11 protein-coding genes and 1 pseudogene are annotated in these 13,624 nt (G+C 40.7%); 6 read left to right on the forward strand and 6 right to left on the reverse strand.

Annotation, left to right across the window (positions count from 1 at the left end):
* Position 1: 1 nt before the first annotated feature.
* Positions 2-1,330, reverse strand: a pseudogene (locus C427_RS25970) (M24 family metallopeptidase).
* 135 nt (positions 1,331-1,465) lie between these two features.
* On the opposite strand from C427_RS25970, the gene ansA reads away from it, so the two are divergent.
* Positions 1,466-2,473, forward strand: a complete 1,008-nt coding sequence (gene ansA / locus C427_RS14795; RefSeq protein WP_034899225.1) for an asparaginase — start codon at positions 1,466-1,468, stop codon at positions 2,471-2,473.
* 244 nt (positions 2,474-2,717) lie between these two features.
* Here the strand turns inward: ansA and C427_RS14800 are convergent, their stop codons facing one another.
* From C427_RS14800 to prmB, 4 genes are all read right to left on the reverse strand, one after another.
* Positions 2,718-2,924 (reverse strand): cold-shock protein, encoded by a 207-nt coding sequence (locus tag C427_RS14800; protein WP_007617424.1) that lies wholly within the window; start codon positions 2,922-2,924, stop codon positions 2,718-2,720.
* A gap of 396 nt (positions 2,925-3,320) precedes the next feature.
* Positions 3,321-4,439 carry an MFS transporter gene (locus C427_RS14805; RefSeq protein ID WP_081589000.1) on the reverse strand — a complete coding sequence of 373 codons (1,119 nt, stop codon included), beginning with the start codon at positions 4,437-4,439 and terminating at the stop codon, positions 3,321-3,323.
* A gap of 172 nt (positions 4,440-4,611) precedes the next feature.
* Entirely contained in the window at positions 4,612-5,718 is a 1,107-nt protein-coding gene (aroC, locus tag C427_RS14810) for a chorismate synthase (protein ID WP_007637662.1), read from the reverse strand.
* Between the two features lie 326 nt (positions 5,719-6,044).
* Positions 6,045-6,998 carry a 50S ribosomal protein L3 N(5)-glutamine methyltransferase gene (prmB, locus tag C427_RS14815; RefSeq protein WP_007637661.1) on the reverse strand — a complete coding sequence of 318 codons (954 nt, stop codon included), beginning with the start codon at positions 6,996-6,998 and terminating at the stop codon, positions 6,045-6,047.
* A gap of 100 nt (positions 6,999-7,098) precedes the next feature.
* Between prmB and smrB the strand changes: the two genes are divergently transcribed.
* From smrB to C427_RS14840, 5 genes are all read left to right on the forward strand, one after another.
* Positions 7,099-7,674, forward strand: a complete 576-nt coding sequence (gene smrB, locus C427_RS14820) for an endonuclease SmrB (RefSeq protein WP_007637660.1) — start codon at positions 7,099-7,101, stop codon at positions 7,672-7,674.
* A 131-nt stretch (positions 7,675-7,805) separates the two neighbouring features.
* Complete coding sequence (locus C427_RS14825; RefSeq protein WP_007637659.1) at positions 7,806-9,272, forward strand: sigma-54-dependent transcriptional regulator; 1,467 nt, start codon at positions 7,806-7,808, stop codon at positions 9,270-9,272.
* Between the two features lie 180 nt (positions 9,273-9,452).
* The gene (locus C427_RS14830; protein WP_007637658.1) at positions 9,453-10,706 is read left to right on the forward strand and encodes an oligosaccharide flippase family protein; all 1,254 of its coding nucleotides are present in this window, start codon (positions 9,453-9,455) and stop codon (positions 10,704-10,706) included.
* A 2-nt stretch (positions 10,707-10,708) separates the two neighbouring features.
* On the forward strand, positions 10,709-11,719 hold the full coding sequence (locus C427_RS14835) for a glycosyltransferase family 2 protein (protein WP_007637657.1): 1,011 nt from the start codon (positions 10,709-10,711) through the stop codon (positions 11,717-11,719).
* Between the two features lie 13 nt (positions 11,720-11,732).
* Positions 11,733-12,140: a hypothetical protein gene (locus C427_RS14840; RefSeq protein WP_007637656.1), complete on the forward strand. Its 408-nt coding sequence runs from the start codon at positions 11,733-11,735 to the stop codon at positions 12,138-12,140.
* 837 nt (positions 12,141-12,977) lie between these two features.
* Here C427_RS14840 and C427_RS14845 read toward each other — a convergent pair.
* Entirely contained in the window at positions 12,978-13,574 is a 597-nt protein-coding gene (locus C427_RS14845) for a 3'-5' exonuclease (RefSeq protein WP_007637654.1), read from the reverse strand.
* Positions 13,575-13,624: the final 50 nt, after the last annotated feature.

Consider the following 13,624-nt stretch of genomic DNA (forward strand, 5'->3'; position numbering starts at 1 on the left):
TTTATTCTGATTTTATTAAATAAAATTGAGTTTGACGACCATCTAAGTAACGAACCCCAGATTGATCGAAGTAAGCCTCTTCTTCAAGCATAATACGGATTTCTGTTTTCCATTCGGGGATAAATGTTGCCGCATTCAATTCTATAGAATATGCGGTGTTAAAATATAACGGGTAATCCCCCTGAACTGGCACACCACCTTGCGAGTCCCACATGCCTAACGTGGTGCCTGCAGCATGTCCATGGTATCCAATAGGATGAGTATATATAGAAGGCTTAATTCCTTCTTTGATAGCTTGTTTGCGGGATAGTTTTAGCACTTCGTTGCCAGTGCGGCCTAATTTGAAGTTTGCGGTAAATATGTCCTGCAGCCGATTGGCATTTGCTAACGCCTTTTTCAGATAAACTGGGGCATCAGTTTCATTAGGCTTAAGCACATAAGCATGTTGTTGTTGATCTGAATGCAGCCGTAAATAGGTTAAACCAAAATCCATATGTAACAAATCACCGGGCATAATGGTTTGCGATGTGGGGCGCTGACTGAATGCTTATAAGTGATCAAACGTCTCATTACTTGAGCGTTGTAATGAAACGCTGGGATGAAACCAAGTTTGCAACCTCAAATCTAATACTTTCTCTCTTAGCCACCAAGCTATATCGTCGGTAGTGGTGACACCTGGCTCAACGACTTGATTTGAAAATGCTTCAGCTATCACCTGATGACCTAACTCAATCAAATTAGGGTAAACCTGCATTTCCATTTCACTGCGTGTTTCAAGCCAAGCGATAGCAAGTTTTTCTGATGACACCAGTTGAGACTCAGTTTGTTTCGCTAATGCTTGGCTAAATTCCTCATATTCTGTAGCCGTGATCCCGTCAGCTAATGCAAAATGCTGGGATTTATTAATAGCCACCGTTTTGGGTTGTTTCTGCTTTATCATTTTGACAAGGCTATCCCATTGATTAGGTTGTTTTTCTTTGTCCCACGACTTTCTAAATAAGCTGTCAACCGCATACCTTGCGACAGCCAAGCGTTCTATTGGCTTGCCTTCGCCAGGGTCATAAAGGACTAAGATGGTGCGTCTGCGGGCAGATAGCCAGTTAGCAGGGAGCATCGTTTTAAGTATCGGATCTTCATTATACTCACGTGATATCAGCACCCACATATCTATGCCTTCACGGCGCATCAGGCTCGGTAATAAGTGTTGTAATCAGTCGTCTAAAATCTGATTGATAAGCTGCGCTCGCTCGCGTAGGGGCAATACATTGGGAGCCGCTATACTGCTTGCACAAAATACTAATAATACAAAACCCACTATCTTATTTTTCATCGCAATCACTTCGCTTCTATGGTCATATTTGTAAACCTGCCTTTCAACATCTAACTTAATGGAATTATTGGTTAATTTCGAGTGCAAGCGTTACAGTAGATGAAAATAATAATAATCTGAGTCTTTGACCTGCATATGAAAAAACACATCTACGTCGCATACACTGGCGGTACAATTGGTATGCGCCCTTCTTCTCAAGGTTTTATTCCTGCTGCTGGTTTTTTATCAGAAACCTTGGCTAATATGCCTGAATTTCACCGCAGCGAAATGCCCGACTTTACCATTCACGAATACCACAACTTGATTGACTCTTCCGATATGAGTCCGTCTGATTGGCAAAAAATTGCCAATGATATTCACCAGAACTACCAACAGTACGATGGTTTTATTATTTTACATGGCACGGACACAATGGCTTATACCGCCTCAGCATTATCTTTTATGCTCGAGGACTTAGGCAAACCGGTTATTGTTACTGGCTCGCAAATACCGCTTGCCCAATTGCGATCTGACGGGCAGGTAAATCTATTAAATGCGTTGTACATTGCTGCTAACTATCCTATTGCTGAAGTCACCTTATTTTTCAACAATCAACTTTTTAGAGGTAATCGTAGTCGCAAACTTGATGCAGATGGATTTAATGCTTTTGATTCACCTAATTTTCCGCCGTTACTCAAAGCGGGGATTAATATTGAAGTTAATAAAAAGTTGCTAGGCATAGACACCTCTAAACATCTGCACGTCAGTCAGATTGAATCACAGCCTATCGGTGTAGTGACCTTATACCCCGGCATCAGTAATGATGTGATTAAAAACACCTTACAACAACCGGTTAAAGCCTTAATCCTGCTTAGCTTTGGGGTCGGTAACGCACCACAGAATACGAGTTTAATAAACCAATTATCCATTGCGGATCAGCAAGGCATCATTGTCTTAAATTGTACCCAATGTGTGCGCGGTAAAGTCAATATGAACGGTTATGCTAATGGCCATGTATTACGAGAAGTCGGTGTAGTGTCAGGCCAAGACATGACCCCTGAAGCCGCTCTGGCCAAGTTACATTATTTACTCAGTAAAGGCATGCCGCCAAGCCATATCAAACGACAGTTGATAGCCAACTTACGCGGCGAGTTAACGGAATAACAAAGACAAAACTAAGCAGTAAAAGATTAGAAGCTATTAACCACAGAGGAAAAGGAGAGCACAGAGGAAAGGCATAGTAATCATATGCTTTTCTTTTCTCTGTGAAGCGCAGCGCTCCTTTTCCTCTGTGGTTCAAATTCTTTTTATGCTTTTAGCTCGTAACTCACAGCTTTCTTTTCTCCAGGTATAAAAAAAGCAAACCCTGAGGTTTGCTTTTTTTATAGTAATTCTAATTATTTGATAATTAAAGTACTACGATGTTCTCAGCTTGAGGACCTTTTTGGCCTTGAGTTACAGTGAACTCAACTTTTTGACCTTCGGCCAAAGTTTTAAAGCCAGTACCTGTAATAGCGCGGAAGTGAGCAAAAACATCAGGACCGTTTTCTTGTTGAATGAAACCGAAACCTTTTGATTCGTTAAACCATTTTACTGTACCAGTAGTTGCAGACATAGTCTTTCCTATATTTTTCAAGAGTAATTGTGTCTCATAAGAGACGTTAGTTGTGCTGAAGAGTGTTGCAATTACTTATGAGCTACGAGACCGGGTACTACAATGGAACGTCGAAACAATGTACATAAATATCAAACTTACTTTCAAGCATATTAATTATATATTTAACATTCCGCAGGTCAACAACTATTATCAATAAAACTGGTCTAACAAGGCTTTTTGATTCAACGAGTTAGTCACTAAATGGTCATAAACATACCAATTTAACTGCGTGTAATTAAGCATGAATAACTGTTCATATAACAATCAATAAGTTACAACCTTTATGAACGACTCTTGGCGAGTATTTAATCACAACAACACATATAAAATAGTGAATACCGAAATGCTTATAAATTACATCCGCTTCGACGAAACAAACATAAGACTCAGGGTGGAAAGAACAGCAGCCATAGCAGCTAAAGTAAATGTTAATTCAGCGCCTTGACCTTGCTGCCAAAAATAACCCGCGCCATAACCACCAATCGCACCGCCAATACCAAAACCTACACTTATATATATAGCCTGCCCATGACTTTGAAACTTGTTACCAAAATAGTGATGAATAAAGTGCATCGACGCTGCATGTGTCATACCAAAACTAAATGCATGCAGAACTTGGCTTAATACTAATATTATTGGGTTGCTTGCAAACACAGCTAACAAATACCATCGCAATGCGGTCAGTAAAATACTGGTCACTAAAATCCACTTTACACCAAACAATGTAATCAATTTTCCAGCTTGCAAAAAAATCACAACTTCTGCCAATACTCCTAATGCAACAAGCCAACCGGTTGCTTGTCCGCTATAACCTAAATCAAGAACGTACAATGCGAAAAATCCATAATAGGCACCGAAGCTTAGCTGTAACAGTGTCGCTGACAACAAAAAGGTATAAAAAACTGAGGTGTTAATTTTATTCCAAATTGAGGCTTGTTGAAGATCGGTACTTTTTTCTCGTGGTGGCTCTTTAAGAAATATCGTTACAGCAAACAAACTGAACAACACTATCGCCCCCACGTAAATGGGCGCCTCGCTAGAAAACATATCAATCATCTTGCCGGTAAAGATAGTCAGCAAAATATAGCCGATGCTACCCCATAACCTTATTCGCCCATAGCGACTGGCATTGCCACGTACACAATTTAGCGTTAACCCTTCGATTTGCGGCAATATAGCGGTCCAAAACATCATCATTAGTGCAAGGCTAAGAGTCAGCGCCCAAAAGCCATCAACAAACAAGACTAAACAAAACGTGCAAAAAGTTAACAATGCGCCTAATTGTAATACCTTGAGCGCCCTACCCGATTTGTCAGCCAGCACCGCCCACAAATTTGGCCCCGCTATCCTAGCAACAGTGATCAGTGCAAACAGCTCACCTATTTCGCTTGACGAAAACCCTCTGCCATCTAGAAAAACACCTAGGTATGGCATCAGCACACCGAATTGTCCGAAATAAAACAGATAAGTAATAGAGAGAAGGACTAAATTAGAAGTGGAAAATGCAGTTTTAGACAATGAGAACGCTTAAGTTAAGTAGTAGGAGCGCATCAGACCCAACCTAGAATGACGGTTAAGCCTTCTAGGTTACGAGTCCGGCTAATAGCTGGAACGCTCAACAAAGCCCGACCTAGCGAGGCCCGACCTAGCGAGGCCCGACCTGCCCAGCAATAATAGGAGTAGCACTTTTAACATCAGCATTTTGTCCGCGATGCCTAAGCAAGTGATCCATCACCACCAAAGCCATCATTGCTTCGGCAATAGGCACAGCTCTGATCCCCACACAAGGATCGTGTCTGCCTTTCGTGATGACTTCAGCAGTATTGCCATGCACATCTATCGTCTCGCCGGGAACACTGATACTTGAAGTCGGTTTGAGTGCCATATGCACCACCAAATCTTGACCTGTGGAAATACCACCTAACACACCACCAGAGCGGTTTGAGGCGAAGCCTTCTGGAGTGAGTGCATCACGGTGTTCGCTGCCTTTTTGCTCGACTGTAGCAAAACCATCACCCACTTCGACACCTTTAACGGCATTAATGCCCATCATGGCATGGGCTAAATCTGCGTCTAATCTGTCAAAAATAGGCTCGCCCAAACCAACAGGCATATTAGTCGCCACCACTGACACTTTTGCGCCAATGGAATCACCTTGTTTTTTAAGATCACGCATGTAGGCATCAAGGGCTTCGATCTTGCTCTCATCAGGGCAAAAGAATGGATTGGTATTGATGAAGTTGAAATCAACAGTTTCGACTTTAATCGGTCCTAACTGCGACAGGTAACCATGTATTTCAACACCATATCGTTGTTTAAGATATTTTTTAGCCACGCCACCAGCGGCGACACGGATAGCAGTTTCACGAGCAGACGAACGACCTCCACCGCGATAATCACGCAGTCCATATTTTTGTTGGTAGGTGTAATCAGCGTGCCCAGGTCTAAAGGTATCTTTAATTTTTGAATAATCGTTACTGCGTTGATCGGTGTTGTTGATAAGAAGTCCAATACTAGTACCTGTAGTTTTACCTTCAAACACCCCAGACAAAATTTTCACCTCATCTTCTTCGCGTCTTGCGGTTGTAAAACGGGACGTGCCGGGCTTGCGCCTGTCCAAATCGCCTTGTAAATCTTCTTCAGACAACTCCAATCCTGGAGGACAGCCATCGATAATGCCACCAATTGCAATGCCATGGCTTTCGCCAAAGGTGGTGACGGTGAATAATTTACCGAAGGTGTTTCCTGCCATAATTTTAAAATCCTATAGTTTTACTGCATATTTTATAATGGGGCGAATACGGCGAACCGGTCTATATCAATAAAAACTTAACGTATTTAACCTGAGTTTGGGATAATCCATACGGTTCAATATCACTATTGTTGTGCCTATATTCGTTGAACTTGCCCACAATAGCGCAATGTTCCCTTACAAGTTCGCCTCGATAAACGCAATAATAGCAGCACTGGAATCGTTCAATGTCTTTGCAAACCAATTGGCAGCATCTAACATATTATTTATATTGTAATGACTTCTAGGGACGCGGCACGTCTTAACCCGAGTTCAGGTTATTTAGTTTAATGGTCAACTGAGCGCCAGTACTCAACTAAATCGTTCTTGCTTATAGCAAACACACCGTGACCGCCATTTTCAAACTCCACCCATTGAATTGGCAGTTCAGGATAACGGTTGTACATGTGCACTTCACTATTACCCACTTCAACAAATAACCATCCATTGTCAGTTAAATGACTGGGTGCCTGGCGTAAAATATTATCAACTAAATCCAGTCCATCTGCGCCTGCGGCCAATGCCAGTTCTGGCTCATGATGAAACTCTTCTGGTAAGTCATCCATGTCTTCAGCATCTACATAAGGCGGATTACTCACAATCAAATCATACTGCTGCCCCTGCAAGGCCCCCATCAAATCGGAATGAATCGGATAAACTCGGTGGTTCAATTCATGTTCAGTAATATTCATCTCTGCTACATCTAAAGCATCTTGACTGATATCCACAGCATCCACCTGTGCCTCTTCAAATGCGTAGGCCAAGGCGATGGCAATACAACCTCCACCAGTGCATAAATCTAATATATGCTGTGGCTCGCTATCGCCAATCCATTCTTCAAAGTGGTTTTGAATAAGTTCCGCAATAGGTGAACGAGGTATAAGTACACGTTCATCTACAAAAAAGGGCAAATCGCAGAACCATGCTTGATTCGTCAGATAAGGCACCGGAATTCGCTCATTAGCACGGCGTTTGACAATTTCGATAATTTTTAATTTTTCGGCTTTAGTTAAGCGACTATGAAATAATTGGTCACCGGTTTGTAGGGTCAATTCTTGATGCAAATGCAATAACTGCAAAACTAAACTTGCCGCTTCATCCCAAGCGTTATCGGTACCATGACCATAGAATAATCCAGCTTGATTAAAACAACTCACCGACCATCTAACCATATCTAAAATAGTGTGTAAGTCTTCTGCAGTTTGTTCGGGGTCTATTTCGGAAAAAGTATCAGTGGTCATGTTATCGCTTAATAAATCTAGGTCCGCGGACCTTGAATACATATTCTCTTGTAGCAAATTTTGTTATGCTAAATTTATAGCAGATATGTACTTGTAATGAATGAAAAACACGCCATCTCACCAAACAAATAAAAAAGAAATTGATGAATCTGCTCTCTTTAAAAATGAGTTCAAAGACGTAGTGCAAATTAAGCAGGACAAAATACCGCCTCAGCGCTTATCCAGCAAGCAGAATTCGGGACTTACTCAAAAAAATAACAAAGATTTAGCAGAAATCAAACAAGCTGCCGCTGCATTTGAGTTTTCAGATGGTTTTGAAGGCCATTTTGATATCAACCAACCACTAAAATATGTCAAACCAGAAGCAGACAGTCACGAAGTTAAACGCCTGCGACGAGGTGATTATCCTCCCGACCTTATTCTTGATTTACACGGTGTAAAAAAAGAAGAAGCCAAACACGAAATTGCAGCACTTATTCATGTAGCACAAAAAAAACATGTTTATTGTGTCTCCATCATGCATGGAAAAGGCACTTTCGCTTTGAAAAAATCTATCCCCAACTGGTTAGTGCAACACCCCGCAGTAATGGGTTTTCATCAAGCACCAAAAGAATGGGGGGGGCAAGCGGCGTTGCTTGTATTGATTGACTTGCCTTTACATCACGCAAAATATTAAGCTAATTTTATTTATTTCAAAATACTGATAAACACATCACGCTAAACTTATACTCATTGATGAGTGAATATGGCTAAAAAAATCTGCCATGCTGAATATTATAAAATGCACTGCTTAGGAAAAAATTAACGATGCCAAATGAATTTAATGCCAGCATTTTGTTTGTTGATGACGAACCTGAAATTTTAACTGCCTTAACCCGTTTACTTCGCAGTAAAGATCTTACAGTACATACTGCCATTTCTGGTGAAAAGGGTTTACAAATTCTTGAACAACAAAATATTGATATTGTTGTATCAGACAAAAATATGCCGGGCATGAATGGCAACGAGTTTTTACAAAAAGTGGCTGAGCAGTGGCCAGAAACAGTACGTATTATGCTCACCGCTTATACCGAGTTAAATGATGTTATCGCTGCCATTAACTCCGGAAGAGTGTGGAGTTATATGACAAAGCCATGGAATAACGATGAATTAAAACTGAATATTCAGCAGGCTCTCAACTACAGTGAGTTTTTAGCCGAACGAAGCTTATTGCGACATACTCTAGAACAAGTGCAAACCAAACGTAAACGCAATTTCATGAAATTCATTGGCCAATCAACGGCCATGCAATTTGTTTATGATGCCATTGAAAATTGTGCATCTAGCAATGCCTCAGTATTTATAACCGGACCCAGTGGAGCCGGTAAGGAATTAGCAGTTGATGCCCTACATAAACTCAGCTCTCGCAAGAACCACCCTCTTATTTGTTTAAATTGTGCTGCTATTCCGAGTGAGTTGATGGAGTCAGAAATTTTCGGCCACATAAAAGGCGCGTTTTCTGGCGCAGTAGCTAATCGAGATGGTGCAGCAACCTTGGCCGACGGTGGCACATTATTTTTAGATGAATTGGGCGAGATGGACATAGGCCTTCAAGCCAAAATATTACGTTTCATACAAACCGGAACCTTTAAAAAAGTAGGCAATAATAAAGAAGAAAAGGTCAATATTCGATTTATCAGTGCCACTAACCGAGAGCCATTTAAAGCGATAGAAGAAGGCCGTCTCAGAGAAGACCTTTATTATCGACTCAATGTTATTTCTATTAATATTCCGCCTTTAAAAGACAGAGAAAACGATGCCTGTCAAATAGCGCAGTATTTCCTGAATCGCTTCAGTGATATTGAGCAAAAAGTGTTTGTCGGTTTGTCGTCGGATGCCGGCACCCTCATTAAAAACTATTCATGGCCAGGTAATGTCAGGCAACTAGAAAACACTATACACAGTGCAGTAGTGATGTCAGAAGACCCGTTATTAACCGAGCAGATATTGGCTAGCCAATTACAGTTAAACCAAACACAAATGGCTGAGTTATTACGTAAGAAAAGCGCAACCGCGGAGCTTGAGTCAATATATCAAGCTTCCAGTAACCCCATCAATCATCTTCAAGACAACAAAATCCATGAAACCAGTGCAGTGCGCAGTTTAGCAGAAGTAGAAAGAGCCGCGATTGAACATGCCATTGCTCTGTGTCACGACAATATTGTTAAAGCGGCCAGTTTACTTGAGGTCAGCCCGTCTACCTTGTATCGCAAAATTCAACAATGGCAAGATTGATAATTTAACCTTTTAGTTTTTGCATCTTGCAAAATTAACCTATCGCAAGATGCAAATTCTTCACACCAGCTCATACCCATATACAATATAAGTAGATATTTCAATATGTTATAAATTCTGATTTTATGGCCTATATCTTGAACACGCTAAGTAGAGTTGTTTGATGAGGCCAAGAAAACGATGTTCACTACTTTACAAGATGAAACTAAACGATTACTCAATAATACCAGTTGGCTCCTTGCTACTGAGATGGTCGCTAAGATTTCGAGAGTGTTAGTAATACTAGCGTTAGCAGCAAACCTAGGCGTTGTAGAGTATGGCACAGTGATGCTCGCACTAGCCTGCCATGAAATATTTAAACTAATATTGCGCTCTGGAGCTGGCGCGCAAATTATTCAATGCACCGAAAAACAGTTACCTATATACGCCAGAAACGGAGCATTGTTGCAGTGGCTGGTGTGTTTATTATTGGCTGCAACACAAGCAGGCCTAGCGTCACCCATAGCTAATTTTTACGACAACCCTGAGCTCATTCCCTTGATAAGCTTAATGGCTATTGTTTATCTGTTTTACCCCTTAGTTAGCATCAAAGTATTCCTTATTCAGCGCCAAGGGAATATGAAATTTTATAGCATACGCAATGCAATGTGCATCGTGGCTGAAAATATTAGCATTGTATTATTTGCCGTTTGGGATTGTGGCATTATATCGATTGTTTATGGCAAATGGGTATTCGCGCTACTTTGGATAGGTTTATTTTACTTCACGCCAGTACAACATTTTGGGCTTGACTTTCAACGGTCTGTTTTTCTTAAACTCACCAAAACATCAGGGCAATTATTATCTACAGAACTGGTAAGGGCACTGCGAATGCAGTCCGATATGTTGATTGGTGCACGTTTGCTAAGCCCCGAATTATTTGGTTTATATAGCTTTGCCAAAAGTGCTGGTGTGGGCCTTAGCCAGTCAATCAATAATGCATTTAATACCGCGCTATATCCTTATCTGTGCGAAAAACACAGAAACAATCAACTCAAAAAACATATCCCGATGGTGTACCTATTTACGAGTTCGGTAAGCATATTATTCTTAATTCAAGCGTTTTTAGTACCGATTTACGTGCCCCTATTGTTCAGCCAAGCCTGGCAACAGAATTATATGATAGTGATGGTGTTATGTTTAGCGGCATTACCCGCAGTATTTATCGACACTCAGTGCAACCTTTTGCGCGCCAAGGCAGAGTATCAAAAGGAACTATACGTTAGGTTATTTTGCTTAATTGTAACTACGGTTGGCTTGCTAGTCGTTCAAGCTGCGAACCCTGAAAATTTTGTTTTAACTATTTTAACGTGCAGCTTTTTGTGGCTGCTAACTTTGATCCCTTGGCACAAATTTGAACATATATTTACATCCCCATTATTTGGTAGGAGCTAGCTATGAACAAATCACCTTTACCCTTGGTGTCTGTCGTTATTCCAATGTTTAACGTCGGCCAATATATTGAGCAATGTATACAATCGGTGTTAGCACAAACATTTAAAAACTTTGAAGTAATATGTGTTGATGATGGCTGCACAGACGACACTTTACATAAACTTGCACGATTTCCTGACCCCAGAATCAAACTGATTCAGCAATCTAATCGCGGCTTATCGGGTGCTAGAAACACTGGCATCCTAGCTTCAAGAGGAATGTATGTTGCCCTGCTTGACGCGGATGACTTTTGGGCCAAAGAAAAACTAGCCCTACATATTAATCACCTCAACACTCGTTCAGATGTGGGCGTGAGTTACTGCCCTTCGTTGTTTGTAAACGAACATGGCAATTCTATGGGTATAGGGCAAAACCCAAAACTTAAACATATTACTACCAAAGACGTATTCTGCCGCAATCCAGTTGGAAATGGCTCAGCGCCAGTCATCAGAAAACGGCTATTAAAAGAAGTAGCTTTTGTAAGTGACAAAACCGGCAGAAAATGCATCTTTGATGAAGATTTACGTCAATCTGAGGACATCGAGCTATGGTTGCGTATCGCCCTACTTGGCAATTGGAAATTTGAAGGGATCAAAACCCCTCTAACTTTTTACCGTGTTAATGATGGCGGTCTGTCTTCTAACCTCATTAAACAATATGCAAGTTGGTGTTTAGCCATGCAGAAAAATCAAGCAGGATACGAGTGTTTTTTCAAACGCTACTTCGCCCTAGCTAGAGCCTATCAACTCAGGTATTTAGCACGGCGAGCCATTCGGTCTGGTGATGCTTGGCAGGCCATTAAACTGGTGCACAAAGCACTCCTTACCCAACCTAAAATAGTCATTGAAGAGCCCGCTCGTACTTTAGCAACCTATGGATGTGCACTAGTGTCGTTATTACCACACTGCCTTTATCGGATGCTAGAAAATACCGCTATGCGAATACTCCAAGTCCGCCGTACACATAGTCATTAATAGGAGTAGCGAAGTGAAACCCACCCACTCTGTCCGCAAAGATCCTGATATAATGAGTCTCCTGAGCCGCTTGCCTCTAGAAACGGCGGCGGTGCTTACCGACACTCAACTCAGTCATCTCAAGGTTGCCATCGGCAGTGGCCAATATCGCAAACACAAAGTAGATATTCGCGGCACTATCTCGCTGCCATTTTTTCCATCTCGCATCTACTTTGTATTACTGATGGGCCGCAACATTCGTAGCCTATCCCGACAAGAAAAATCGATTGCGATAACATCTATGATGTTATTAACAGTAATATTTTTAGTATTTAGCAGCGTACTCGGTTTGGCGATTATTTATGTACTTAAGTCAGCATTAGGAATAAATTTGCTGGAAGGTTATTCTTTGGGGCTGTGGGATTGGATTAAGAATTATTGATTTTGACTGTGAACAAACAGTAAGTTCGTCATCTTCAAAGGCAGATCAATATTGAGAATTTTTATGCTATAGAAATCACTTTCAGATTTGTTTACCTTTTTGCGTTTATTGGCTACGATAGCTGACAATTCACTGCCTATAGTTTAGATTACCTCACTCTCGAATATTACTTAACATATGATATAAGTTTAGAAGAATTTTCTATTCCTGAATTATCTTAAACAGCTTGCCCTAATCACCTATAAATACGCATCTAATAATATTCAAGAAGTAGTGCAATGGTCTGTTTCAGTTGTTTTTAATAAGACTTAATATAGCAAGGGCATGCTTTATACCGATAGAATTTTGACTGGCTTAGCAAGTCACTATCAATAGTGATTTGTGGATTCATTATTCCTATACATATTTTGTTATTTATTTTAATCCATAACCTTTTTTCTAGAATCTGCTTTAGCAGACCAAAACCTTATATTCCGCCATGATTTATATTCTTCGCCATTTACACAAGTAACCCAGATATGCTGCTGCCATGACGTAAAGTCTGCTCTTAGATAACGCTCTGCCGTCCAAGAACCAGCACAAATTTATCGTCATCGATAATAATAAGCGCTATGTCCTGCTTCTAGAAAGCCGCCAAAGGAATTGCTTTAACAACAAGTGCACTATCTCTACATGTCATCAACAGTGACATGGATTGAACATATTTATTGTGGCACGTCAAAACTGATTAACCGTTTTTACTCGGATGCATTCGAGTAAGCTACTTTGTTGCTGTCGCCATGAGTTAACATAGCGGTTTTGTTTAGTCATGGTATGCAGTCGTTCAACTATGCAAGGCTATGTTTTAAGTAATCCATATTCAGATAATAAATTTTTAACGCAAATAGCAGAATGAGCATCATTTGCTGCATATAATATCTGATGTTCGTGAAGTGGGTATTGTCCCCAATTTGACTTCTGAGCCCCCTTTCCTAGTCGATATTTAAGTACCATTGCTACCGCAGCCCTGGCTCCAATCTGATTTTCGTCACCCACTATATGCTTTAATTCAACAGATAAGTCTTGCGTGTTTACAATATTAATATTGAGTTTATGACGCAGCTCCTTATTATCACCCTTTATTCCAAATCCAATCTTTTGGATACTTGGGTTGCACAAGATAGCCCCAGCTGAAGACACGGCAAAAGGAAACCTAGTTGGGAATAGAAATGCTTTATTCTCTGTTGCAAGTTGAATCAAGGTTGGACCGGGGCTAGTTTGACCCTTACGAAAAATTGGCTTACTTTCAGTATCAAACCCAAGACAAACTTCAGTTTCTAACTCTTTTAAAGCTTTAGCCGCATCTAATTCGGTTTCTATAATGTCAATATTAGTAATGCTGAGACCAACATACAAAGGCAATCTTCGCACCTGTTCTTTAGTAAGACGTTCCAAGTTCTATCCCTAAAATTGTTTACTATTTATTTTTATCCGCTAACGATATA

This window comes from Paraglaciecola psychrophila 170 (genome assembly GCF_000347635.1).
Classification (GTDB): domain Bacteria; phylum Pseudomonadota; class Gammaproteobacteria; order Enterobacterales; family Alteromonadaceae; genus Paraglaciecola; species Paraglaciecola psychrophila.

What these genes read in the sequence shown, in the direction of transcription:
- prmB (WP_007637661.1), bottom strand. Translation starts at nt 6,998, where the DNA reads ATGACCACTGATACTTTTTCCGAAATAGACCCCGAACAAACTGCAGAA.
- C427_RS14800 (WP_007617424.1), bottom strand. Translation starts at nt 2,924, where the DNA reads ATGTCTGCAACTACTGGTACAGTAAAATGGTTTAACGAATCAAAAGGT.
- smrB (WP_007637660.1), top strand. Translation starts at nt 7,099, where the DNA reads ATGAAAAACACGCCATCTCACCAAACAAATAAAAAAGAAATTGATGAA.
- aroC (WP_007637662.1), bottom strand. Translation starts at nt 5,718, where the DNA reads ATGGCAGGAAACACCTTCGGTAAATTATTCACCGTCACCACCTTTGGC.
- C427_RS14830 (WP_007637658.1), top strand. Translation starts at nt 9,453, where the DNA reads ATGTTCACTACTTTACAAGATGAAACTAAACGATTACTCAATAATACC.
- C427_RS14825 (WP_007637659.1), top strand. Translation starts at nt 7,806, where the DNA reads ATGCCAAATGAATTTAATGCCAGCATTTTGTTTGTTGATGACGAACCT.
- ansA (WP_034899225.1), top strand. Translation starts at nt 1,466, where the DNA reads ATGAAAAAACACATCTACGTCGCATACACTGGCGGTACAATTGGTATG.
- C427_RS14835 (WP_007637657.1), top strand. Translation starts at nt 10,709, where the DNA reads ATGAACAAATCACCTTTACCCTTGGTGTCTGTCGTTATTCCAATGTTT.